The sequence below is a fragment of the Rathayibacter sp. KR2-224 genome (assembly GCF_049446075.1).
Lineage (GTDB): Bacteria > Actinomycetota > Actinomycetes > Actinomycetales > Microbacteriaceae > Humibacter.
The window spans coordinates 726171-749372 of sequence record NZ_JBMSEB010000001.1 but is presented as its reverse complement, the minus strand read 5'-3'; the positions used below and the strand labels follow the sequence as shown (position 1 = coordinate 749372).

Genomic DNA, 23202 nt, shown 5'->3' with positions numbered 1-23202 from the left:
GAGTCGCAGCGCGTGACCGGCTGGCCCGGCGTGCCAGAAGCCCTCCCATGATCAGACAGCTGCATCCACAGGATCACCGGATGAGGGGCGCTCGTGCCGAGATGAGATGATGGAGCGGACGTCACGTTCGAAGGGGCCGTGCAGTGAGTGCATCGGGAGCGGAGGAACGCCTGGTCGGGGCCGACCGCGTTCTCGCCGTGCTCATCGAGCTGGCCCAAGAGCCGGGCGGAGTCACCTTGGATGACATGGCCAACCGCCTCGGCGGGTCGAAGCCTACGATCCACCGTGCCCTTGCCACGCTTCGTCGCGCTGGTCTTGCCACGCAGGTGCAGCGCGGCACGTACGTGCTCGGCGACGAGTTCTTCCGACTAGCGTTCCTCAACTACGCAGCTCGCCCGGACGGGCCCCTGATGATGCCCGTCCTCGAGGCCCTCGTAGACCGATTCGGGGAGACGGCGCACTACGGCGTGCTCGACGGACGCGACATCGTGTATCGCGCGAAGCTCGACCCGCCGCAGGGAGCCTTCCGCCTCACTTCGGTTATCGGCGGTCGCAACCCAGCGCAGTTCACCGCCGTCGGGAAGCTACTGCTCAGCTACGCCGTTTCGAGCGAGCGCGAGCTGGAGGAATGGGTGGGCAGCGAGAGCATCCCCTCGCGCACGCCGAACTCCATCGTGTCGACGCCCGCCCTATGGCAGGAGCTGCAGCGCACACGTGAGCGTGATTACGCCATCGACGACCAGGAGAACGAGGTCGGCGTGAATTGCGTCGCGGTGCCGGTCCGGCTCGATCCCGGTCTGCCTCCTGTCGGAGCGGTGAGCATCAGCGCCATCGCCTTCCGCCTTCCGCTGACTTCCCTGGTGGACCACGTCGACGAAATCCGACGGATCGTCGACGGTCGGGGCGCAGCAACTCCGGTCGGGGAGCGTCTTCCCGCATCCTGACGGCTCGTCCACAGCCCGCAAGCCGCCCATTCGCGGGCCCACGTTCCTGGATCACCCTCGGCTCTCCCGACTAGTCCTCGTGAACACTCGGCGTTCTCTGCACGCCGGCATCCGTTTTGCGCAAAAGCCGACCGTCTTCTAGTGCGCATCCGTATCGCGCTTGAAGCTTGAGTTAGACTCGGCGGAGCACCACGGAGTCGAATTGCATTCCAGTATCTGGAATACCGGCCTCAGCGTTTTGACCGGAGAGAAGTCGAAGATGACAACAGCCACCCACCGTGAGATCCCAAGGGGCGCGCGGACGGGCGACGACGGAGAGCGCGGTCGACCAGCCGCGGCTTCGCCAGCACCGCAAGAACGTCGACGCCGAAGGCTGCGCGGCAGCGTCGGCACGAAGCTCTGGTGGCTGGTGCTTCCCGCGGCAGCGATCTACACGTACGTGATCCTGGTTCCCACCGTGCAGGGCATCGGGTCCGCCTTCACCGACTGGTCCTTCTCCAAGCCCGCCGCAGACTTCACAGGGTTCCAGAACTTCGTGAAGATCTTCGGCGGGGAGGCCGGACCGGCCGCTCTCCGCACCCTCTTCATCGCGCTGGTCACGGTCGTTGCTCAGAACATCCTCGGTCTCGGGCTGGCGCTGCTTCTGAGCGCCAGGATCGTGGGAAGGAACGTTCTGAGAACGATCATCTTCGCGCCGATGGTTGTCTCGGCGCTGGTGGTCGGCTACCTCTTCAAATACATCTTCGGGCCCCCTGGAACGGGCGGCATGAACGTTGCCCTGCATGCGTTCGGGCTGCCGCAGGTCGACTTCCTCGGTAACCCCACATCGGCCATCTGGATCATCATCGTGACAGTGATCTGGCAGTTCACCGGCTCGACCATGATCATCTACCTGGCGGGACTACAGGGAGTGCCAGGCGAATTGATCGAGGCGGCATCCCTCGACGGAGCCGGGTATTGGAAGCGCTTCTGGTATGTCACGCGACCCCTGCTAGCTCCCGCTTTCACGATCAACCTGATGATCGGACTGATCGGCGGTCTGAAGATCTTCGACCAGATCTTCGCAATCACCGGGGGTGGGCCGGGCGGGCAGACCCAGACCATCTCCACCGAGATCTATCAGATCTTCTCCCAGTTCGGCGAATGGGGCGAGTCCGCCGCGTTCGCGCTCGTCCTGGCTGTGGCGGTCGGCGTGCTCTCGTTCATCCAGTTCACCGTTCTCCGCCGGCAGGAGCGCAAGTCATGAAAGCCCACCTCGGCAACCGCATCGGGTCGCACGTTCTCGCATACGGTGTGACGCTCGTCTTCCTGATTCCCGTGTACATCCTGGTCAACCTGGCCATCAAACGCCCGGACGACCTCACACCCGCGATCTTCCCGACGACGCGTCCGACCTTCGACAACTTCGCGACTGCCTGGACGAGTTCTCCTCTTCCGGGCTCCATCATCACCAGTCTCCTGGTGACGAGCCTGTCGTGCGTCGTTGTGCTCGCCCTCGCCACCATGGCGGCGTACCCCCTCGCGCGCTCCACTTCCCGGCTCTCGAACGCGGCCTTCTACGGATTCCTGATCGGACTGCTCCTGCCGTTCCAGTTGGCGCTCATCCCGCTGTACGTGCAGATGAAGGACCTGGGATTGCTGGGCACCATCTGGGCCCTCATCATTGTCTACGCCGGCGCGCAGATGCCGTTCTCGATCTTCTTGATCACCACGTTCGTAAGGTCGAGCGTTCCGGTGGAGTTCGAGGAGGCCGCGCAGATTGACGGCGCGAGCCCGTTCCGCACCTTCCTCTACGTCGTCGTTCCGCTGCTTCGCCCCGTGCTCGGTACCTGCTTGATCCTCAACGCTGTTGGCATCTGGAACGACTTCTTCACGCCGTTGATCTATTTGGCGGGAAGCGACCAGCAGACCATCCCGATGGCCATCTACCAGTTCGTCGGACAGTACGTCAGCAACTGGCCCCTGATCTTCGCGTCGCTGATCATCTCGATGGTGCCGGTGTTAGCGCTGTACCTGATCTTCCAGAGATACGTGATCCAAGGCTTCGCGGGCGGACTCAAGGGCTGACCGCGGAACATCGTCCGGCGCCCCTCTTGGCCGGGCCTCCCCTCACAGCACCACTTGACACAGACAAGGACAAGATCGATGAAGATCAGACATCGAGTCGTGGCGACAGCGGTCATCGCTGTTGCCGCCATCTCCCTCACCGCATGTTCGGGGGGCGGCGCTTCGAATGCGAATGCCGCCGGCAAGGTAGGAGGAACCCTGACGGCGCTCCTTCCGAGCCAGTTCAAGAGCACGTACGACAAGATCGGGGCGGCCTTCGAGAAGAAGTACCCGAGCGTGCACCTGAAATTCAACTACCAAGGCGGCGACATGAACCAGCTGGTCATGACGCAACTGCAGGCCGGTACCGCTCCCGACGTCCTGACCTCGTTTCCCGGGGGAGTCGCCACAGACAATGCGGACAACGTTCAGCCGCTGGCCGCGCAGAAGCGAATTCTGCCGTTGACCGCCAGCTGGGCCGCCAAGATCCCCGAGGTGTGGAAGAGCTCCTTCAATTACAAGGGCAAGACCTACGCTTATCCCGGAGCGCTGCAGCCGCTCGCCGCCATCTACAACAAGACCAAGCTCGACGAAATGGGCTTGAAGGTCCCGACGACGCTCGACGAGGTCTACAAGCTGTGCACCGATGCCAAGTCCAAAGGCGTCTATGCCTTCGCACAGGGCCTCGGAGACGCGGCCGCCGGGCCGCAGATGCTCTCCTTCGGGCAGAACGCGACGCTCATAGACGGACCCAACCCGGGCTTCGGCGACCAGATCGCATCCGGCAAGGCGACGTACCCCGATTCGCCCTGGGTCAAGCAGTTCGGCATCTACCAGAAGATGTTCAACCTCGGATGCTTCGGCGACGGTGCTCTTGGGCGAACCCGTGAGCAAGGTTCTACCGCCGTGGCCGCAGGCCAAGCACTCGGGATAGTGGATGTGGGCGCGGTGCTCGCATCGCTTCAGACGGCCGCCCCGAAGTCATCGTTCGTGATCGCTTCCATTCCGGCGACGAACGACGGCAAGTCCTACATCACGGCGCTGCCGGGATACGTGACGACCATCAACGCGAAGGCGAAGAATGCCGCGACTGCGCAGGCTTTCCTCGAGTTCATGGGGACGCCGGAGCAAGCCGACACGTACGCGAACGGCTACGCTTCGGTGCCCGTCATCTCCAACAATCAGTACACGGCACCGGAGTCGCTGAAGGACTTCGCGGCGCTTGTCGCCGACAAGAAGTTCGCACCGCTGGAGAGCCTTCAGTCTCAGGTGCAGTCTGCCCTCAACCAGGGAGTCCAGTCGATGCTCCTGGGCAACGACACACCGAAGAGCGTCGCCGAGAAGATGCAGGCGGCAATCACGAAGTAGGTTTCACCTAGAGGTTGGGGGTGCTGCGCAAGCGGCCCCCCGCCTTCCGGTGTCCGGACGGCTTAGGGCGTTTGCGAGAAGCCGAGCATCCCGAGACTGGCGAGCGAATCCTCGAGGCCTCAATACGTCGCTCGACCACCGCTGATGTCGTAGACGGCACCGGTTGAGAAGCTCACTGCATCCGAGCAGAGCCACGAGACGAGTGATGCGACCTCTTCAGGCCGTCCTACCCGGCGCATCGGAATGAGGCTGGTGATGTGCGCCAGCACATCGGGAGTCGTCTCGTCGTTCATCGGCGTCGCGAACACCGCTGGGGCGATGGCGTTCACGAGAACGCCAGTCGTCGCCAACTCCTTGCCCGCCGACTTCGTCAGAGCGATGACGGCGGCCTTGGACGCCGAGTAGGCGGAAAGGTTCGGGTTGCCGTCTTTTCCGGCCATGCTGGCGAAGTTGACGACGCGGCCCCAGCCGCGTTCGACCATCCCTGGAACGAATGTGCGCATCGACGCTCCGATGCCCAGAACATTGACCTCCAAGACCTGCCGCCACTCACCGCTGGTGGTCTCAAGCAGTGGCTTGTTCGGGCCGACGATCCCGGCCGAGTTGACGAGGATGTCCACCGGCCCGATGGACTCGCTCGCGGCCGCGAGCTGGCCGTCGTCAGTAACGTCGGCAAGAACATCGGCATCGCCGGCGATGTCGACGGTCACTACCCGCACGCCGTCGCACCTCAGCCGGGTTGCCGTTGCGGCGCCGAGTCCTCTGGCGCCCCCTGTCACGACAGCTGTCCTCATGAGTGTTTGCCCTTCGTCGGGACGATCTGGGTCTTCGGTCCGGCACCTGCGCCGGCGGGGCGTCGCCCGGCCAACACGGAGGCGAGGTCTTCGAGGGCAACGACCGCCGCTACGAGCGGACGCGCGTCGACGGAGCCGGTCGCGAATGCCTCGATAGCACCATCGAGCCCCTGGCTGCCTCCGAGGATGCCCACGGCGGTCACGTCTGCGAGGGCGAGTGCCCGGGTGTCGAGCATGCTCGGCGAACCGGCCAGGCCTACATAGACCACCCGCTTTCCGGGTTCGACCAAACGCACGGCTTCCGCTGGAAGCGGCGATGCATTGGACGCGTCGATCACAGCGGGCCACGCGAGGCGAGGAAGCGTGTCTTCGGTCCACACATGGTCGAACCCGAGCGAACGTGCGAACGCGAGCGAGCGCGCGCTGCGGCCAAGGAGATGCACCTCGTCGCCGTCCGCTCGAGCGAACATAGCCGCGAGCAGACCGATCGTGCCTGTGCCCAGGATCAAGACTCGTTCGCCCCGGACGAGGCCGGCGGCACGGACCGAGCGCAGGGCGTTTCCCGCAGGTTCGACGAGCGCACCGGAGGCGTCATCGACCGAATCGGGAAGGGCGTGGAGATATGCAGCCGGAAAAACGAGCCGTTCTGCGAGTGCGCCCGGCATCCCGCCGCGGATGCCCACTTCGAAGCGATCGGCGCAGACATGATGACGCCCATCGGCACACCTGGCGCAGTCCCCGCAGCCGATCATCGTGTCCCCGGTCACGCGCCGACCGAGCCAGGCGGGGTCGACCCGGTCGCCGATGGCCTCGACGACGCCCATCCACTCGTGTCCGAGCCGGATCGGGTACCGCGACTGACCATCCCTGAGGTATTGCATCTCGCCTGTGTAGAACTCGACGTCGGTGCCGCAGACACCCGCCCTGCGCACTTCGATGAGCACTTCGTCGGAACTCGGAACGGGGTCGGGGACGGTCTCGACGCCGGCCCGTCCTGCCGTGCGTACGACGAAGGCTCTCATCTCGGTCCGATCACCAGCTGGCGCTGAATGCCCAACCCGTCGATTCCGAGCTCCATCGCGTCGCCGACGTTCAACCAGATGGGAGGTGTGAAACCCATCCCCACTCCCGGTGGCGTTCCCGTGTTGATGAGGTCGCCGGGCTCGAGCACGAGGAATTGGCTGACGTAATGCACGATGAAGTACGGATCGAAGACCATCGTGGTCGTCGAACCGTTCTGTCGACGAACACCGTTCACGTCGAGCCACATAGATAGCTGCCGCACGTCGGGGACCTCATCCGGCGTGACGAGCCATGGCCCGGCAGGATTGAACGTCTCCGCTGACTTGCCTTTGAGCCACTGGCCATTCCGCTCCAGCTGGAAGGACCGCTCGCTGATGTCGTTCACGAGGGTCCAGCCGGCGATGTGATCGCGGGCATCGTCGACCGAGTCGAGGTAGCTCGTGCGCCTGCCGATCACAACGCCAAGCTCAACCTCCCAGTCAAGTTTGGTGGCTCCTCGCGGCATGCGAACGTCGTCATTTGGGCCGACGAGCGTATTCGGTGACTTGGTGAAGAGTATGGGCTCGTCTGGCACCGTCTGACCAGTCTCGGCCGCGTGGTCCGAGAAGTTCAGGCCGACGCAAATGACCTGGTGCGGACGCGCGATGGGGGCGCCGACGCGAGTGGTGCCGATCGCTGTGAGCTGCCTCTGCTTGACCCGTTCGGCGACGAGAGGGCGGAGGCTTTCGATCCCATCCCCACCGAAAAAGGCTTCATCGAAATCGGCCACGACGTCGGAGACGTCGACAACCGTGTCGGCATCCACCAGGACAGCCGGCCTCTCAGCCCCGATGTCTCCGATCCGTAGTAGTTTCACAGCGATTCCCTCTCCTCACCCAGTCAGCTTGCCGTGCGGTTTGCCGCTCCAGCACTCGCTTGCGCACTTTTGCGCAACTCAGACAACTGCGGCCCGCGCTGTTGGTTGAATTCGTTCGGTCGTCGCTATGCTAGCCAGAGGTTTCGATATGCAGATGAAGTTTCCGAAAGATGGAAAGAGGATAGTGAGATTCACGGCTGGGAATCGCGGACGCCCCGGCCGTATCCTGCTGAAACGGTGAGCGCGTCCCACTGCAGGCGCCAACCGACGTGGAGGGAAGCATGGCTCTGTCAGCGTCGATGGTGACGTTGCAAGACGTGGCGGATGCTGCCCGCGTCTCGATCTCGACGGCATCCCGGGCCCTCGCCGGCCGAGGCGACCTGAAGTCGGAGACGAGGAACGAGGTGCTCCGCGTCGCAGCCGAACTGGGCTATGACCCGTCGGGGAAAGCGCGTGGGCGCCCGGCCGCTCTCGATCTGCGACTGATCGAGCTTGTCCTTGGGACGTTCGACGACTCGTGGACCGCAGCAATCGTCTCGGGTGCCCGTAAGGCGGCGTTCGCCAACGGATACGACCTGGTTCTCACGCTGGAACGGGATGAACCGGCTGACGATTGGCCCGCGCGCGTGGCCCGGCGCAGGCCATCCGGTGTCATCCTCGGCATCATCAGACCCACTAGGAAGCAACTGCACGATCTCACGGCTGCACGCATCCCCATCGTCCTCGTCGATCCGCGTTCCGATCCGCACGGGGAGCTGGCGAGCATCGGAACGACGGATTGGCAGGGCGGCTACGACGCCGGCAGCCATCTGGCCCGGGCCGGACTGCGGCGATTCGTCATCATCACCGGCGTGCCGCACTACCGGTTCGGCAAGGCTCGGGAGGAGGGATTCCGCGCTGCGATCGCAGATGAGCTCGGTGATGCACCGGTCCAACGGATCGACTCCGGGTGGTCGAACGCCGATGTCACCAAGGAGTTCGCCGGAGCGATCAAGCGCAGCCCCGCTCCCATCGGGGTGTTCGGTTGCAATGACGAGATGGCGCTTGCCGTATACCGTGCAGCCGAGGAATTGGGACTGCGGATACCGGAGGATGTCAGCGTCATCGGCTTCAACGACGAGCCGCGTGCCGCGTCGGCCGCGCCACCCCTCACGAGCGTGAGGCAGCCGTTGGAGGCCATGGCTGCTCGCGCGGTCCTGACCGTTCGCGATTTGCGTCTGAAGCCGCGGGAAACGTTCGAACGCGTGGAGCTGCCGTCTCGGCTCGTGGTCCGGTCTTCGACGCTCCCGCTCACAGAGCGCGCGGACTAGGTGCTGGGGCGTACTTCACTCGTCGCACGATCGAGCGGGCGCCGGACGCCGAGACGCCGAGCATGCGCCCGGTGAAGCCGGCCGCCACCTCGGTGGAGAAGTAGCGGCCGTCGATCCGGGCGAGCTCGACCTGGCCGTCGACGGTGTCGACATACATGATGAGGTCGTCGGGACCGCCGTGGCCCACGGGCACAGGAGGTGACGCGGGTGGGGCGCTGCGCAGAGCGATGGTGGCCCTGCCTCCTCTCACCGCGCCGACGCCGACCTCGTGCCGGATGCCGCCGATGCAGACGATGGCTCGCACCATGTCGCCCTCGTAATCGACCCGGCACCAGTGCCTGCTGTCCAGTCGGAGAACGATCGCGCCGCTCTTCTCCACGACCGCAGAGGCGGACCAGGTGTGGTCGCGCACGCGAAAGCACAGCAGCCCGTCAGCGGCCAGGGCCACACCGCCGTCCGGCAGCGGCGTTGCCACTTCCTCGGGGGTTCCGCACGGAACGACCCACCGGTGGTTCAGCGCGCTTCCCGCAAAGGAGTCGACGAACGCCGTGTCCACAGGCGGCGGATCGAATCGTTCCTCGTCGCACACCGGCCACCCGTCTAGCCAGCTGACGCCGGCCAGGAACGTCTCTCGTCCTAATACGTGGAATCCAGGGGTGGAGCCCCTCGGCCTTGCTCCCAGGTAGACAGCGGCCCACTCGCCTCCAGGCAGCTGTAAAAGGTCGGCGTGGCCGGCATTCTGTACCGGGTGAGCGCTGCTCCTGTGCGTGAAGACAGGATTCCACGGACACGGCTCGAACGGGCCAGAGGGTGTCGGCGCCCGAGCAGCTGTCACCGCGTGTCCCCGTTCCGTTCCACCCTCGGCGAGGAGCAGGTACCAATATTCGCCGATGCGATAAAGGTGGAGCCCCTCGGGTGCGAGCATTCCGCTGCCTTGCCAGACGGGATAGTCCTCGCAGAGCAAACGGCCGGTAGCGGGGTCGAGAACCGCTTGACGGATGCCGCGGCCGACATCCACGAAGCTGAGTGCGTTCCACGTCAGATAGCACGTGCCGTCGTCATCCCACGCCAGATCCGCGTCGATTCCCAAGGCTTCAGGAACATAGACGGGTTCGCTCCACGTGCCGGCCGGATCGGTCGCCGTCACGATGAGCTGTCCACGTTCGAACTCGTTCAGATTCGTGGTGATGAACCAGAACCGCCCATCGTGGAATCGCAAGGTCGAGCCGTAGATTCCCGCGGAATCCCCGCCGCTACCGGGCCGGAACTGACTACGCCTGTCGAGGATGTGCCCCAGTTGGGTCCACGAGAGCAGATCGGTGCTGTGGAAAAGAGGTGCGCCGGGGAAGTACTCGAACGAGGAGGTCGCCAGGTAGAACTTGTTGCCGACACGACAGATCGTGGGATCCGGGAAGAACCCCGGGATGATTGGTTCGGTGGCCCCGCGTGCAAGGGCGCTCTGGAGGGCGCCCAGCGCAATTGCGCCCGCACCGGTGCTCGAGTCGGTCACGCTGCCGCTCGCCCGAAGCCGTCGCCTTCTCCGGCTGCAACTACTGGCATTTGCGCTTCCTCATCTCGCTGATGGCGACGAACACGGTCGCTGAGCCGTGACGATAGGGAGTCGTTCGCGAGCAGGCAATCGCCGTCGCCTGTATTGCGCAAGACGGGCCCGGAACGTGGTCGCCGGCTTTACATGACGAGAGAAGCGACGATACGGTGACGTCGATTACTGGATCTATCTTCCAGCTGCTGAAAAACAAGCCTCAACGACGATGTTGAAAGCGAGCGCGATGTACACGCCCCAGTTCCACACTTGGCATCTCCAACGACGCAGTCGTACTCGCAGTTGGTATCGCTGGCTCGGCCTACCTGCCGCCGCGGCCATCATCGCGGCGGTCGTTCCGGCTACCTCCGCTGCTGCCGCCGACACCTGCATTTCTCTCAACGGTGCGTGGCAGATCACCGCATCCTGTACGGATCCGAACTACACGAACCCGGTGATCACGGGCGAGTCGGACGCAACCTCGCCGGTGCCGTACCACGAGATCAGCGGAAAGTTCGGCAACTCCGCCTTCAACATCTACCTGCCGCCTCCCGCCCAGTGGAAAGGAAGGTTCTTCCAGCAGACGTACCCCCTGCAGTCGGCGGATGCGCCCTCCGATGTCGTATCGTTCGGTTCGGCGAGTGGCGGGTACACGGTCAATGTTGCGGGCAGCGGTGGATACCGGCTCGAAGCCGCGGTAGCGAAATTCGCGAAGACGGTTGCGGCGAGCTATTACCACTACTCGGGGCGCATCTACGGGTATCTGTATGGCGCGAGCGGCGGTTCATATCCGACCATCGGCGCGATGGAGAACACCACGGGTGTGTGGGATGGGGCCGTGCCGATCGTCATGGGGACCCCGACCTCCATCCCGAACAACTTCTTCATTCGTGAGTACGCCCGTTTCGTCCTCCAAGACAAGGCGCAGCAGATCGCAGGTGCGGTGCGGCCGGGCGGCTCAGGTGATCCGTACTTGGGGCTGACGAGCGTGCAGGCATCCGTGCTGCAAGAGGTGACGCGGCTCGGAGTGCCGCTGAGCGGTTGGGAAGATCCGACATACCTGCTGGGGCTGGATCAGCCGGGCGGTCTGCTCGGATTCGCCGGCACTGTCCGTGCCCTCGATCCGAACTATGCCCAGGACTTCTGGAGCAAGCCGGGCTATCTCGGAACCGAGCAGTCCGCGCTCGGGAATCTGTTCCGCGCTTCACGCGTCGTGACCGACGCGACCATTACAAAGGTCACCAAAGCTGCGGGCGGCACCGTGAGCTCTCTCGCCCTTTCGGGTGTCCCGGCCGCTGCGGCGGGCGTGCAATTCGACGTCACGATTGCGAGTGGCCAGGGAAGCCACATGCCGGTGGCGGGGATGCTGGATGGGACGACGGGAGTGTTCACACCGGGTGCGATCGACTCGGCCACGGCGGCATTGCTCCAGCCGGGAGCGACGCTGCACGTGGACGACTCGTGGTACCTCGCTTTGCTCGTGTATCACCGCTACCAAACGCCGACGGCGCTCGACTTCCACGCCTCGGACCAGTTCCGCAATCCGGACGGCAGCCCGATCTACCCGGTTCGCGCCATCAACATTGGGGCCGCCGTTGCCGGCAGCGTTTCGGGAAACGCAGCGTACTCAGGCAAGGTCAAGGGCAAGGTGATCCTCGTAGACGACCTGAACGATGTCGATGCCTACCCCTGGGATGCCTCGTGGTACAGCGAGCGTGCGAAACAGGCGCTCGGCGCTTCGTATGATGCGACCGTCCGTCTGTGGTACTTCCAAAGTGCAGACCACGTGGGGGCGGATCCAAGCCGCAACGTCTCGTACAACGGCTTCGTGCAGCAGGCACTCCGCGATCTGAGCGCGTGGGTCGAAGGGGGAGTGGCGCCAGCGGCATCCACGAAGTACGCCGTCACCCAGGATTCGCAGATCTCGGTCGGGGACAGCCCAACGCGTGGTGGCATTCAGCCCACCGTCGACCTCTCGGTCGCAGGCGGCGATCGCGTGGACGTGCGCGTCGGCCAGCCGGTGCACTTCCAGGTCAAGGCACAGGTGCCCCATGGCATGGGCGCGATCACCAAGATCGAGTGGGACTTTGCCGGTACGGGAGACTTTGCTGCCACGCCCGCACCGATCAGACCGTTCGTGGTCACGGGTGCCACCCACCGGTTCGCCAGCCCGGGCACCTACATCGTGGGGGTGCGTGTGACGGAACAACGGGAGGCCGACCCGGCGACGCCCTTCGGCCTGGTACAGAACATCGACCGGGTCCGAGTGGTCGTCCACCGGTGACAGTCCAAACGTCAATGCTTCGAATCGAGGTGAAAGATGGGCTTTGAAACCGGCGTTGTGGAACGAGGATACGAACCGGTCGCGAGTGCGTTCTATGCCACGATCGCCGACGGCGGCACGGCAGGCGCGGCGGTGTGCGTGCTCATGAATGGCCGGCTGGTGGTGTCGTTGGCGGCCGGCACCGCAGACCCCGTCACCGGTGCCCCGTTCACGACGGGCACGCTGGTGCCCGTCGCGTCGGTGACGAAGGGTCTGGCATCGGTGGTGATCGCGCGTCTGGTCGAGTCCGGCAGGCTCCCCTCCTACGACACGAAGATCGAGGATGTCTGGCCCGAGTTCGCGGCCCACGGTAAGGGCAAGATCACGATGGGAGACCTGCTTGCTCATCGTGCCGGTGTATCGGCGCCTCGTGAGGCGCTGTCGAAGGATGTCTACCTCGACTCGTTGGCGACCGCGGACGTGCTGGCGGCGCAAGAGCCGCTGTGGGCGCCGGGAACCGGGCACCAGTACCACGCGTTCACGCATGGAGCGTTGACCTCGAAGCTCGCACAGATGGCAACCGGGCGCACGCTCGGTGCGCTGTTTGCCGAGGAGGTGACCGGACCGCTTGCCGTCGACGCCTGGATCGGTCTGCCCTCCGAGCGGGACGAGAGGGTTGCAGCGCTGATCCGCGATCCTGATTCGGGCACGGAAGGCCAACCCTCGCAACCACCCGAGTTCGGCAGTCCAGGCTTTTGGGTCGATCGTGCGATGGACCTCGGGGCGGGTCTGGACCTGGTCTCTCTGCTTTCCAGCGAGGGCGGTCGACGTGCCGAGCTTCCGGGGGTGAACGGCATCGCATCCGCGGCTGCCCTGGCCACGATCTGGTCGTCAGTCGTGGTTCCCACCCGCGGCATACGGCTTTTGTCCGACGAGGCGGTGTGCGACCTGCGCCGGCCGCGGAGCGCTGGCCCGAGCGTCTTCGCGGGGCCGCCTCCGTATCAGTCCTGGGGAGCGGGAGTGATGGTCCCGTCACACTGGCAGTGGTACCTCAGCGAGACCTCGCTCGGGCACGACGGGGCGGGCGGCCAGGTGGCCTTCGCCGACCCGTACACGGGCATCGGGTTCGCGTACGTCACCAATCAGCTGGGGGACTGGGATCGCGGCAAAGCGGTCGTCGCAGCCCTGTCCCGCGCTGTCCTCTGAGTCGTCGTTGAATGGGCACAAAGCGGCCGGCGGCCGAGGTAGCGGTTGACGTTCAGGCGAGCAATTTGGCCTTTGCGGCGGCGAACTCGTCGTCGGTGAGGATGCCCTGAGTATGCATGGTCGCCAACTGTTGCAGTTGGGCCATCATGTCGTTCCCTGCGGCGGGCGCCGCGGGTTGCGGAGCCTGTTGCTGGACCGTCGGCTCCGGTTGCTGCTGTGCTTGTTGTTGCTGCTCGTATTCGGCCTGGGCCCGCTGCTGCTGATTGCGCGCGACGTTGCCGGAGACGGCAGTAGCCGTGCCGGCTACGACGGCGGTTCGAGCCGCCATTCCGATCAATCCAGGGCGTCCCACTCGTCGTAAGGGCATCGCTCCTCCTAAGAACTCGACTGAAGAATTGCTATTCGCCGGCCGGACCGGCGTTCGACTGCACGTCGCCGGCGATCACCGAGTTGACGACAGGTGCTGGGATGCGCTCGCTGTGCACGACCAAGCCGCCGGCCTGGAAGAACTTGCTGGCGAGGTCTTTCGCCCAGACGTGTTCGATCACCAGGACCGCGCCCGACGAGCCCGGGGCGAGGAGTTCCGCGACTTCCTGAACATCCTCGTCGCCTGCCAGACCACTCGCTTCGAGCTCGACGTCGCTCATCCCGATCTCGTCGCCGATCTGCTCGAGCTCGATGATTTCGACGCTGCCATCTTCGTGCCGCTCCACGAACAGCAAGTCGAGCAGACGTACGGTACCGCCTTCGACGAGGTCGAGGATGGCCTGCACAACACCTGGCGACGGTCTGTCGTTTTCGAATTGGGCGACGATCAGTTCCGCCGGTCCGTACTCGAAATCAGCCACAAGAGCCCCCGCATCGTTGCTGTCGGCATACGAGCGTGACGTTACGCGCAGTCGAGGGATTCAGCTAGACCGACTTTCTCCACCCGGCTTGGTACTGCGGGCAACATGGGTAGAGCCGTTCAGAAGCTGGCGATGCCATTGCCGAGAAGCGCGACACCGATCACAAGCAGGAGAACGGCCATCACTGCCGCATTGTTGTGCACCAACCACGTGCGAAGGGAATCGAGTGCGCCGCGGATCCTCTCTGCCGCGATGAGGTACGCAACGACGGGAATCGCGATGGAGAGCGAGGCGACGATCACGAAGATCGCAACGACGACCACGAGTTGACCAAACGGCAGTCCAGCCAGCCCGAAGGAGACGCCCGCCGCTGCTGCGAGTAAGAGATTCTTCGGGTTGACGGCGGCGAGAACGAATCCCAACCCGAAGCCTCGCCCCGCCGTCATCGAATCAATAGCGCTCATCCACTTGGGGAGAGCTTGGGATTCGCCCGCGTTCGGGCGCCTGCGCCACTGCATCACGGCGAGCAGTAGAAGGAGCAGAGCAAGAACGATCTTGATCGTGCCGACGACCGGCTTCGGCTGATCCGGATCGCCATGCGGAAGCAGCCCGGCGAGCACGGTGAAGACGACGACCGCCACCACGATTCCCAGGAGCCAGCCCAGTAGGAATGCGACGCTCGCAGCCTTCGCCTTAGGCGACAGGAGCATCAGGATCGTCGCGATGATCGGGATGGGGCTGACGGCGATCCCGAGCGCCAACGGGAGCGTGTCGCCGATTGCCGAACCCATGTTCACTTCTCCTCGGGTTGTGCGAACCGGCCGTGAGTGCGGCGTTCCTTGCTAACCGACTTGCGGAGGTCAGCCTCTGCTCGCATCAGGAGTTTCGTTTCCCGCAGATCGCCGAGGGCCGCGCGCCAAACGCGAGCCTGAGGATCCGCATCGACGAGGACCGCCCTGGCGAGGAGGGTGAGCGGGACCGCGAGAATCGCGCCGATCGGACCGAGCACGACCGCCCAGAACAGCACGGAGAAGAAGGTGAGGGTCTGGCTCAGCGCCACGGCGTTGCCGACGACCTTCGGCTGCACGATCGATTGCACCACTGCATTGACGAGTCCATAGATGACGATGATCGCGACGACGGTGCCCCAGCCGCCGGTGAGGTAGCCGAAGACCAGCGGAGGCACGATGGCGATGAAGTAGCCGACATTCGGGATGAAGCTGCACAAGAACGAGAGGATGGCCCACAGCAGCGCGGCCGGGACGCCCAGGAGCGCCAAGGCGACGCCGTTCAGGACCCCCTGCACGATGCCGAGACCCGTGGTGACGACCATGTAACGGCGAACGCTGCGTGCGAATGCCGAGACCGCATACACGAGATTCGGCTTCGTCGGCTCGAGCTGCCGTAGCAGCGTGGGTGTGTAAGCAGCATCGGCTGGCATCAGGATGAGCATCGTCAGAACGACTACGCCTAGGGCAACGAGTCCGAAGGCGCCGCCGAGCAGCCCGGTGAAGAAGCCGATGAACTTCGTAGGGTCGAAGGTGGCTGCCGCAGCCTTGACCTGATCGGGCCCGATGCCGACACTTTCCAGCCACGAGGCGAGGTTCGCCCGCAGCTGTTCGAACTGCGCCTCGTAGTGGGGCAGCATCGAGACGAACTGGGCCGACGCCACGATGAGGAGGCCCACGAAGCCTGCGAGAAGAGCGAAGGTCGTGATGGCGACGGCGCCGGTCGCCACTCCATCCGGCACGCGGTGCCGGATCAGCCAGACTCGAACGGGTTGCGCGCAGATCGTGAGCACGAGCGCGAGCAGCGTCGGCGCGAGGATGTTGCCGATGGCATGCATTCCGAACGCGATCAGCACGGCGCTCGCAAGACCGAGCAGGATGCGCACGCCACGACCGGCGGCCACTCGGCTTTCCTGACTCTGATCGGGCTCGGCGGGCGGTGTCGGCTCCGGGCGTCGCCGCCGGAATGGCCACCAGCCGCTGAGGTCGGCCACGGGCGTCACCGAACCCGCGCCGTCATGCCGCGGGTGCTGCCGGTGCCACGTGCGCTCCGTTCGCCGCCTGGTGGCCGAGAGCAACACTCTTCAGGTGCGCGAACTCCTCGGGCGTTATGGCGCCGGCATCGAGCAGTGCTTTGGCCTTGGCGATCTCGTCGGTCGGACTCGAGGACGCGACCTCGCGAATGTACGAGTCGGTGGCCCGCTGAACCTGCCTCGCCTCCTTCTGGCTTCGCTCAGCCATTCCGGGCCCTCGTGCGATCAGGTAGACGAGGGCGGTGAGAAATGGCACGAAGACAAGGAAGATGACCCATAGTGCCTTCCACCAGCCGTTCAACTTGCCATCGCGGAACAGGTCTCCGATGATCGCGAACAAGGCGAACAGATACGAGATCAGCGCAAAACTCCAGAAGAAGAGCCAGATCACGCTCCAGAAGTTGCTCCAGTCCATGGTGGACCCCCTTTGTCCCGCCTCGTCGATGAGGCTTGGACGATTGGAGCGTACGTCCACCTGGCGCACAGTGTCTAGCAAACCTTGTCGTCTGGATAAGGGTCGGGTACTGACGAATACCGCTGGCCATCGCCTGTTTCGGGAAATGCCGGCGACATTAGCGAGCGCACTTTCGTCGCATGAAAGCCGCTCCACTGTGCATTTCGGGCATCTGACGGTTTGATCAGACGGCACACCTGCCGGGTCGGCATGGCTCAAAGACGTGTAAGGCCGTTTCCGGTGATTACTGCGCCGATTGCAATCGCAACGATGACCGCGACAGCACGACTGTGACGCAGCAACCATTTCTCGGCGGATTCAAGCTGGAAGCGCGCTTTCACTGGCCGTAGAACGGCGAAGATTGCCGGCCCCGCCACTGTGCTTGCGCCGATGATCAGGTAGATGGCGATGACAACGACGCCAGTCGAGGGAGTCAATTGCAGTGTGCTGATCGCGAGACCGGCTGCCGCGGCCAGGAGGATCGACTTCGGTCTCGCGTTGAGCGCGAGCCCGAGTCCGAACGCCGGAAGCGGCTTCAACCTGCCGAGCCCACGCATCCAACTAGGCAACTCCTCACGTGGAGCGGTTCGTCGTCTGCGCGTCGTGCCGACCACTGCCGCATACACGACAAGGGCGATACCGACAGTGACCTGGAGCATTGCGACCAGCGGATTCGACTGGAGGGTCCTGTCCGGCATCGCCTGCGCGCCCAGCGCGAAGAGCGCTGTTATGACGAGCAGCCCCGTGACATACCCAGACACGAAAAGTGCGGGGACGACGGCTCGCGGAGCTTCGAGGATTATGACAAGAACCGTCAAGATCGGAACGGAACTCAAAGCCACAGCGAGGGCGATCGACACCAGCTGCGCGATGACCGTCGCCATGACCATCCTTCCCACCATCAAGCATGCGGCACGGGGAGACGCTCTTGGACGGCGCCGAAGCTCGGTGATGCGTGCATTGGCGGCCCTTACCCGACCGAATCCGCGAAACACTCCTGCGGTCTGGCACGAGGGCGCCGGGGAGTCGATGTGGATCGAGTTTATTGCGGGATCAGAAGGCGGACGAGGAACGCGATCTTTCACTGCGCGACGGGCGGCGCGAGTCGAAACGGGTCTCTCGGCCGGTCGTTCCGGACACGAGAACTCGTCTCAACCGCGGAAGACCGCGAGTGCCTCTCGCGCGGCGTAGAACACGATCACGAGCCCGGCGAGGGGATCTGCCCACCACCACCCGAGAAGGTAGTCCAGCAGAATGCCGACGAGCACGCTCGTCGCGAGGATGCCGTCGATCATGGTGACCTTGCCCTCGGTGACCAGCACCGGGTTGATCAGCTTGCGCCCGACTCGCGTCTTTCCAAACGCAAGCGCGAACATGGCGACGGCGGTCAGCGCCGTCCATCCGATGCCGCCGAGCAAAGGGGTCGCGTGGTGGCCGGAGATCAGTGCCGTCGCCGACTGGACGAGCAGGTATGCGGCAAGCGCGACGAATGCCCAGCCGATGAGCCGAAGTCCCAGGCGCTGTCGCTCTTCGCCGGTTCCCGTGAGTTCCCAGATGACGACGATGCTCGCGCCGATCTCGATCACCGAGTCCAGACCGAAGCCGAGCAGGGCAACCGACGAGCTTGCGGCGGCCAAAAACGCGAGCAGCACGACGCCCACCACGTTCCAGGCGAGGGTCACCGCCTCGAGAGCGAGGCCGGCGCGGCGCAGGCTCGAGGCATCTGCAGCGGGCATTGCGTCGGCATCCACCCGCGGAGCATAACCGTTCGGGGCCGCCGGGTCCCGGCTCCCGTGACGCGATGTCAGTGGAACGGGCAGCGGGATGCCGCTCCGGCCGCACACACTCGCCCACCAGAGGCGGGTTTGGTTGGCAGCCGCCGACGGTTCACCTTGAGACCCTTCTCCACGATGGTCAGGCGTGGATCGCTGAGCGTCGCGATGGCCGAGGCCAGCCCGGCGATTGCGAGCTTCTCACCGGGGCAGCGGTGGCCATCCGCCACGCTTGCGCCGCCGTGCGGTATGAACGCCCGAAGGTCTTCGTAGTCCTCGACACCGACGAATCGCTCCGGGTCGAACTCTTCCGGACGCTCCCATGAACGTTCGTCGGTGTTCGTTCCGAGGATGTCGAGCACGACGCGGCCGCCCGCTGCCAGCTTCTGTCCGTCGAGCTCGACGTCCGCGACTGCCCAGCCGGGCAGCATGGGCACGAAAGGCGCAGTTCGCCGGATCTCCTGGGCGAACGCTGTAGCCAGCGGACCACCGGTCAGTCGCCCGCGCTCGACCGTCTCCGCTGCGATGCGAGCACGCCATCCCGGTCCGTCGTGCAGCTCTTTGGCTGCGAAAGCGACGAAGCGAGCGACGGCGATCATCGGACGGATGCTGTTCTGCAGCTCGACTCCCGCGAGTCGTGCAGGCAGCAGGTCGCCTCTTCTATCGCGGTGCCAAGCCCACGCGGCCAGCGCCGTGCCCTCGTCTCCTGTGAGAGTTCCGGCGCGCACTGCCTCGACGAGGCGCTGCGCATGACGGTCCGACCACAGACGGTTCGCGGAGGCCAGGAGATACTCCGGTGAGTAGGGGACGCCGAAGCCATCGACGATCTGCGCGAGCCGCCGCGCCCATCGCGTCTTCGCGCTCCGCGTTCCTGGCAGTCCGGCCCAGCTCATGCTCGCACGGCCGAACGCGCCCACGGCGGCATCGTAGGCCGAGCGCCGCCCGCCGGCCAGCCACGCATCGAGTTCGCGCCGCCATTCCTGCTCGAGCAGCGGGGCCATCCTCTCGACCTGTGCACCCTCGTATGCGACCTCGACGAAGGTGGCTTTGCGGTGACGGTGCTCCGCGCCGTCGAGGCTGTGCACCGAGCCTGTGCCGAAGAGCGTCTTCTGCACAATGGCGGGCATCGCGCCGTGACGGGCGATGTGGCCTTCGTCGTAGAAGAGGGATACTCCCTCCGTGCCGCGAACGAGCAGGGCGTCGTCGCCCAGAAGTCGCATGGGCACGGAACGCGCTCCCGCACGAGCTCGGCGCCAGATGTGGGCGCCGAAGTCGTAGCCGTGCGTGAGGAGTGCGACGGAGTCGGCGCGCAGAATCCTCCCCATCACACGACGACCCAGAGCAGCAGAACGAAGATGAGACCGAGGACGGAGATGATGGTCTCCATCACCGACCAGGTCTTGATGGTCTGCCCCACGGTGAGTCCGAAGTACTCCTTCACGAGCCAGAAGCCGGCGTCGTTCACGTGTGAGAAGAACAGGGAGCCAGCCCCGATCGCGAGTACCACGAGCGCGAGTTGAGCGGGGGAGAGGTGTGTGGCCAGCGGCGCCACGATGCCGGCGGCGGTGACCGTCGCGACGGTCGCCGAACCGGTTGCCAGCCGGATGAGCACCGCGACCATCCAGGCGAGCACGATGATCGAGAGGTTCGTTGCGACGGCGATCTTGGCGATCGCGGTTCCCGTTCCGCCGTCGACCAGAACCTGCTTGAATCCGCCGCCCGCGCCCACGATGAGCATCACGCCGACGATCGGCAGCAGGCTGGCGCCGATCTTCTTTGTCAGGGTGGGCAGGGAGAATCCCACGGTCGTGCCGAAGGTGACCATGGCCAGCAGGACCGCGATCAGCAAGGCCGTGACAGGGTCGCCGATGAAGTCGAGCACGTTGCGCGTCGGGGAGCCGGCAGGAAGCCAGATGTCCGAGGCGGCCTTCGCCAGCATCAGCACAACAGGCGAAAGGATCGTGACCAGCGTCCAGGCGAAGCTCGGCGTGCGGGTGGCGTCCGGATCCTGAGCACGGCGCTCGCCACCGGTGTCGCTGGCACGGGTGCCGGTGTCGGCATCGACGACGCGGGCGCGCCCTGGCAGTGATGTTGTTCCGCCGGCGTTCTCCGTGCCCTCGCGACGGCCGACGGCTTCGCCGCGCACGCCGGCCGTGACGGCGAGCGCTGCACCCGCAGCCTCCACCGGCACCCAGCGTGCAGCAAGGCGGCCGAACAGAGGACCTGCAATGACGACGACGGGTATCGCGATCAGCAGGCCGAACGCCAACGTGACGCCGACGTTGGCGCGAAGCACCGCGATCGCGGCGAGGGGGCCGGGGTGCGGAGGGATGAACCCGTGCAGCACGGAGAGCCCGGCCAGAGCCGGGATGCCCAGAAGCATCGCCTTGCTCCTGGCCCGCCGCACGGCGAGCATGACGACGGGAATGAGCAGCACAAGGCCGATCTCGAAGAACATCGGAATGCCGATGATCCCCGCGATGAGTGCCATCTTCCACGGCAGCGTGGCCGGACGACCGCGAAGCAAGGTGTCGACCACACGATCGGCGCCGCCGGAGTCAGCAAGGAGCTTGCCGAGCATGGCACCCAGCGCTATCAGCACCCCGACGTAGCCGAGCACGCCCCCGACGCCGGTCTCGTACGAAGTAGTCACCTTCGCGATCGGTATGCCGGATGCCAGCCCGACGAACAGAGCTGCGATGGTCAAGGCGAGGAAGGCGTGGAACTTCGCCAAGACGATGAGCACGACGACGATCGCGATTCCGATCGCCGCTACGACGATCACCAGGGTGTCGTGTCCGCTCCACGGTTGCTGTGCCGCGTTCGAGGTGGCGGCTGCGGCCGACCTCATCAGCGTCGGGTTCTGCTCGAGAATCCCCATCGTGTCCTCCTCGTCCGTGCACCCGTTGACCAGCGCTCGTTGGGCGCGATGCGGTGCACCCCCGAGAGTTACACCTGGCACCATTTCGAGACAACGGGTGGCGATGTGGCGCCTGACGTGACAAAGGCCGGCCCTCATGTCGGCAGAGTGGGACGGTCCCGGCGCTTCTCGCCCTCGCCCGGCTACGAGTTCACGCGGATGACCTCCTGCTGGTACGGCGAGATCACATCACGGCTGATGCGGCAGTCCAGCAGCAGGAATGGTCGCTCGTGCGGCGGTGCGGCCGCCCAGGTTCTCAGCCGTTCAAGGTCGTCGATCGTGCGCACAACCACGCCCTCGGCGCCGACCGCACGCGCCAAGGCGGCGAAGTCCACCTCGGGGATGAGCATCGGCCCCCGCGCCAGACCCATGAGCCCGTAGAGGTTCACCTCGGCGCCGTAGGCCGCATCGTTCCAGACCACCGCCATACCGCGTCCTGCCGCGACGCGCACGGCCGTCTCCAGGTCGGCAAGGGCCATCAGCCCGCCGCCGTCACCCGTGGTGAGCACGACGGTGGAGTGCGGCCTGGCAAGAGCGGCGCCGGCGACAGACGGCATCCCCAGTCCGATCGCCTGGAAGGCCGTGCCGACCATGATCATGCGGTCGGGCGATGCCACGGGCCAGTACATGTTCGCCCATCCGATGAAATGACCGCCGTCGGAGACGACGACGCGGTCTGGCGGCAGCAGCTCGCCGATGCGCTTTGCAACGCTTCGGGGATCGAGGCGGCCGTCTGCGGCGAGGGCGTCGCCCTCGGGCCTCGTGGTCAGCGCCGCCGCATCGATGGACTCTCGCCATCGGCTCGGGGCCGCGCCCAGCTGCTTCAGCGCAACGACGAGTTCGCCGGCCACGATGCGAGCGTCGCCCCTGATGAATCCTCCAACGTGCGGATGCGTCGCCGCCTCGGCAGTGTCGACCTGTACCACCTGCGTGCCCGGCGCGAAGAGCTGGCCGAAGCGCATGGTGAACTGATTGAGGGATGCCCCGAACACGACGGCGACGTCGGCCTGCCTGACGAGCTCCATGGCTCCGTCGGCACCGAATCCGCCGGTCACGCCCAGGTCGTATCGACTATCGGCGAAGATCCCGCGTCCCAGAGCAGTGGAGGCCGTGACCGCGCCGGTCGCCTCTGCCAGTCGCCCGAGAGCCTCGGCCGCAGAGGCGAGCCAGGCGCCGCGGCCCGCGAGCAGGAAGGGGCGCTCGGAGGCCGCCAACGTGCGGGCGAGTCGGGCGATCTGACCGCGCGAGAAGTCGTCGCGCGGTGCGAGAGGCGGTGGCAGCTGGGGCCGAGGAGCCTGGGGAACCGGGCCGGCGTCCAGGCGGGCGACGTCGTACGGGATGGCGAGCACCGTTGGCACGTTGTAGGCAAGCGCATGCTCGACCGCGATAGCCGTCGTAGCCGCGGCATCCGCCCTGCCGACCGTGTACGTGCGCGCTCCCACGGCTGCCGCCATCCCGATCTGATCCACGCCCCATGGGCGCGGACCCGATGTCGGCTCGTCTCCCACCACGAGGATGAGCGGCACATGCGCCTGCACCGCCTCGGCGAGTGCGGTGACCGTGTTCGTGAATCCGGCGCCGTATGTTGCAGTCGCGGCCGCGATGCGGCCGGAAGCGCGGAAGTGGGCATCCGCCGCCACAACGGCGCCAGCCTCGTGTCGCATCGGCGTGTAGCGCGCGAGGGTCTCCCGCTCGAGTGCGTCGAGAAAGTAGGCGTTGCCGTTGCCCATGACACCGAAGACGTTGTCGAGGTGCGAGGCAAGCGTGATAGCGACATGGGCTGAGACGGATGGCATGGCGAAGCCTTTCGAGAC

General features: G+C 65.3%; 21 protein-coding genes. 7 read left to right on the top strand and 14 right to left on the bottom strand.

All coding sequences use genetic code 11. The annotated features are described in order from the left end of the window. The first annotated feature begins 143 nt into the window (after positions 1 to 143). The 4 genes from ACO2Q7_RS03510 (at position 144) to ACO2Q7_RS03495 (ending at position 4358) form a co-directional block, all read left to right on the top strand. Positions 144 to 944 carry an IclR family transcriptional regulator gene (locus ACO2Q7_RS03510; protein ID WP_423354244.1) on the top strand — a complete coding sequence of 267 codons (801 nt, stop codon included), beginning with the start codon at positions 144 to 146 and terminating at the stop codon, positions 942 to 944. Between the two features lie 259 nt (positions 945 to 1203). Further along, positions 1204 to 2190 (top strand): carbohydrate ABC transporter permease, encoded by a 987-nt coding sequence (locus ACO2Q7_RS03505; RefSeq protein WP_423354243.1) that lies wholly within the window; start codon positions 1204 to 1206, stop codon positions 2188 to 2190. After that, positions 2187 to 3011, top strand: a complete 825-nt coding sequence (locus tag ACO2Q7_RS03500) for a carbohydrate ABC transporter permease (protein WP_423354242.1) — start codon at positions 2187 to 2189, stop codon at positions 3009 to 3011. Before ACO2Q7_RS03505 ends, ACO2Q7_RS03500 begins: the two co-directional genes overlap by 4 nt. A 78-nt stretch (positions 3012 to 3089) precedes the next feature. After that, positions 3090 to 4358, top strand: a complete 1269-nt coding sequence (locus ACO2Q7_RS03495) for an ABC transporter substrate-binding protein (RefSeq protein ID WP_423354241.1) — start codon at positions 3090 to 3092, stop codon at positions 4356 to 4358. 119 nt (positions 4359 to 4477) lie between these two features. On the opposite strand, the gene ACO2Q7_RS03490 is transcribed toward ACO2Q7_RS03495, so the two are convergent. The 3 genes from ACO2Q7_RS03490 to ACO2Q7_RS03480 are packed head-to-tail and all read right to left on the bottom strand — an operon-like array spanning position 4478 to position 7031. Continuing rightward, positions 4478 to 5152, bottom strand: a complete 675-nt coding sequence (locus tag ACO2Q7_RS03490) for an SDR family NAD(P)-dependent oxidoreductase (protein ID WP_423354240.1) — start codon at positions 5150 to 5152, stop codon at positions 4478 to 4480. After that, positions 5149 to 6174: a zinc-dependent alcohol dehydrogenase gene (locus tag ACO2Q7_RS03485; protein ID WP_423354239.1), complete on the bottom strand. Its 1026-nt coding sequence runs from the start codon at positions 6172 to 6174 to the stop codon at positions 5149 to 5151. The genes ACO2Q7_RS03490 and ACO2Q7_RS03485 overlap by 4 nt, the downstream gene beginning before the upstream one ends. Beyond that, entirely contained in the window at positions 6171 to 7031 is an 861-nt protein-coding gene (locus tag ACO2Q7_RS03480; RefSeq protein ID WP_423354238.1) for a fumarylacetoacetate hydrolase family protein, read from the bottom strand. Before ACO2Q7_RS03480 ends, ACO2Q7_RS03485 begins: the two co-directional genes overlap by 4 nt. Positions 7032 to 7312: 281 nt before the next feature. On the opposite strand from ACO2Q7_RS03480, the gene ACO2Q7_RS03475 reads away from it, so the two are divergent. Further along, positions 7313 to 8341: a LacI family DNA-binding transcriptional regulator gene (locus ACO2Q7_RS03475; protein WP_423354237.1), complete on the top strand. Its 1029-nt coding sequence runs from the start codon at positions 7313 to 7315 to the stop codon at positions 8339 to 8341. On the opposite strand, the gene ACO2Q7_RS03470 is transcribed toward ACO2Q7_RS03475, so the two are convergent. Further along, positions 8322 to 9851 carry a glycoside hydrolase family 43 protein gene (locus ACO2Q7_RS03470; RefSeq protein ID WP_423354236.1) on the bottom strand — a complete coding sequence of 510 codons (1530 nt, stop codon included), beginning with the start codon at positions 9849 to 9851 and terminating at the stop codon, positions 8322 to 8324. The two genes, ACO2Q7_RS03475 and ACO2Q7_RS03470, sit on opposite strands and share 20 nt — an antisense overlap. A gap of 262 nt (positions 9852 to 10113) precedes the next feature. On the opposite strand from ACO2Q7_RS03470, the gene ACO2Q7_RS03465 reads away from it, so the two are divergent. Both ACO2Q7_RS03465 and ACO2Q7_RS03460 read left to right on the top strand, forming a co-directional pair. Further along, complete coding sequence (locus tag ACO2Q7_RS03465; protein ID WP_423354235.1) at positions 10114 to 12168, top strand: PKD domain-containing protein; 2055 nt, start codon at positions 10114 to 10116, stop codon at positions 12166 to 12168. 36 nt (positions 12169 to 12204) lie between these two features. Next, positions 12205 to 13353 (top strand): serine hydrolase domain-containing protein, encoded by a 1149-nt coding sequence (locus tag ACO2Q7_RS03460; RefSeq protein WP_423354234.1) that lies wholly within the window; start codon positions 12205 to 12207, stop codon positions 13351 to 13353. Between the two features lie 52 nt (positions 13354 to 13405). Here ACO2Q7_RS03460 and ACO2Q7_RS03455 read toward each other — a convergent pair whose 3' ends face one another. The 10 genes from ACO2Q7_RS03455 to ACO2Q7_RS03410 all read right to left on the bottom strand — a co-directional run bounded on the left by ACO2Q7_RS03455 (position 13406) and on the right by ACO2Q7_RS03410 (position 23184). Beyond that, positions 13406 to 13681 (bottom strand): SHOCT domain-containing protein, encoded by a 276-nt coding sequence (locus tag ACO2Q7_RS03455; RefSeq protein ID WP_423354233.1) that lies wholly within the window; start codon positions 13679 to 13681, stop codon positions 13406 to 13408. A gap of 70 nt (positions 13682 to 13751) precedes the next feature. Continuing rightward, positions 13752 to 14201 (bottom strand): DUF6325 family protein, encoded by a 450-nt coding sequence (locus ACO2Q7_RS03450; RefSeq protein ID WP_423354232.1) that lies wholly within the window; start codon positions 14199 to 14201, stop codon positions 13752 to 13754. 119 nt (positions 14202 to 14320) lie between these two features. Then, on the bottom strand, positions 14321 to 14992 hold the full coding sequence (locus ACO2Q7_RS03445) for a GAP family protein (RefSeq protein WP_423354231.1): 672 nt from the start codon (positions 14990 to 14992) through the stop codon (positions 14321 to 14323). A 2-nt stretch (positions 14993 to 14994) separates the two neighbouring features. Further along, a complete protein-coding gene (locus ACO2Q7_RS03440; protein ID WP_423354230.1) occupies positions 14995 to 16113 on the bottom strand; it encodes an AI-2E family transporter in 1119 nt (372 codons plus the stop codon). A gap of 112 nt (positions 16114 to 16225) precedes the next feature. Then, positions 16226 to 16657, bottom strand: coding sequence for an SHOCT domain-containing protein (locus tag ACO2Q7_RS03435; protein WP_423354229.1), 432 nt, complete (start codon positions 16655 to 16657; stop codon positions 16226 to 16228). A 254-nt stretch (positions 16658 to 16911) separates the two neighbouring features. Further along, the gene (locus ACO2Q7_RS03430) at positions 16912 to 17580 is read right to left on the bottom strand and encodes a GAP family protein (protein ID WP_423354228.1); all 669 of its coding nucleotides are present in this window, start codon (positions 17578 to 17580) and stop codon (positions 16912 to 16914) included. A 267-nt stretch (positions 17581 to 17847) separates the two neighbouring features. After that, positions 17848 to 18447 carry a cation transporter gene (locus ACO2Q7_RS03425; protein WP_423354227.1) on the bottom strand — a complete coding sequence of 200 codons (600 nt, stop codon included), beginning with the start codon at positions 18445 to 18447 and terminating at the stop codon, positions 17848 to 17850. Positions 18448 to 18500: 53 nt separating this feature from the next. Next, complete coding sequence (locus tag ACO2Q7_RS03420; protein WP_423354226.1) at positions 18501 to 19793, bottom strand: cytochrome P450; 1293 nt, start codon at positions 19791 to 19793, stop codon at positions 18501 to 18503. Further along, positions 19793 to 21349: an SLC13 family permease gene (locus ACO2Q7_RS03415; RefSeq protein WP_423354225.1), complete on the bottom strand. Its 1557-nt coding sequence runs from the start codon at positions 21347 to 21349 to the stop codon at positions 19793 to 19795. Before ACO2Q7_RS03415 ends, ACO2Q7_RS03420 begins: the two co-directional genes overlap by 1 nt. 182 nt (positions 21350 to 21531) lie before the next feature. Next, complete coding sequence (locus ACO2Q7_RS03410) at positions 21532 to 23184, bottom strand: thiamine pyrophosphate-binding protein (protein WP_423354224.1); 1653 nt, start codon at positions 23182 to 23184, stop codon at positions 21532 to 21534. Positions 23185 to 23202 lie beyond the last annotated feature (18 nt).

Coding starts and splice junctions, on each gene's coding strand:
- ACO2Q7_RS03505 (WP_423354243.1), top strand. CDS start 1,204: ATGACAACAGCCACCCACCGTGAGATCCCAAGGGGCGCGCGGACGGGC.
- ACO2Q7_RS03500 (WP_423354242.1), top strand. CDS start 2,187: ATGAAAGCCCACCTCGGCAACCGCATCGGGTCGCACGTTCTCGCATAC.
- ACO2Q7_RS03495 (WP_423354241.1), top strand. CDS start 3,090: ATGAAGATCAGACATCGAGTCGTGGCGACAGCGGTCATCGCTGTTGCC.
- ACO2Q7_RS03490 (WP_423354240.1), bottom strand. CDS start 5,152: ATGAGGACAGCTGTCGTGACAGGGGGCGCCAGAGGACTCGGCGCCGCA.
- ACO2Q7_RS03485 (WP_423354239.1), bottom strand. CDS start 6,174: ATGAGAGCCTTCGTCGTACGCACGGCAGGACGGGCCGGCGTCGAGACC.
- ACO2Q7_RS03475 (WP_423354237.1), top strand. CDS start 7,313: ATGGCTCTGTCAGCGTCGATGGTGACGTTGCAAGACGTGGCGGATGCT.
- ACO2Q7_RS03465 (WP_423354235.1), top strand. CDS start 10,114: ATGTTGAAAGCGAGCGCGATGTACACGCCCCAGTTCCACACTTGGCAT.
- ACO2Q7_RS03460 (WP_423354234.1), top strand. CDS start 12,205: ATGGGCTTTGAAACCGGCGTTGTGGAACGAGGATACGAACCGGTCGCG.
- ACO2Q7_RS03455 (WP_423354233.1), bottom strand. CDS start 13,681: ATGGCGGCTCGAACCGCCGTCGTAGCCGGCACGGCTACTGCCGTCTCC.
- ACO2Q7_RS03445 (WP_423354231.1), bottom strand. CDS start 14,992: ATGGGTTCGGCAATCGGCGACACGCTCCCGTTGGCGCTCGGGATCGCC.
- ACO2Q7_RS03435 (WP_423354229.1), bottom strand. CDS start 16,657: ATGGACTGGAGCAACTTCTGGAGCGTGATCTGGCTCTTCTTCTGGAGT.
- ACO2Q7_RS03430 (WP_423354228.1), bottom strand. CDS start 17,580: ATGGCGACGGTCATCGCGCAGCTGGTGTCGATCGCCCTCGCTGTGGCT.
- ACO2Q7_RS03420 (WP_423354226.1), bottom strand. CDS start 19,793: ATGGGGAGGATTCTGCGCGCCGACTCCGTCGCACTCCTCACGCACGGC.
- ACO2Q7_RS03415 (WP_423354225.1), bottom strand. CDS start 21,349: ATGGGGATTCTCGAGCAGAACCCGACGCTGATGAGGTCGGCCGCAGCC.
- ACO2Q7_RS03410 (WP_423354224.1), bottom strand. CDS start 23,184: ATGCCATCCGTCTCAGCCCATGTCGCTATCACGCTTGCCTCGCACCTC.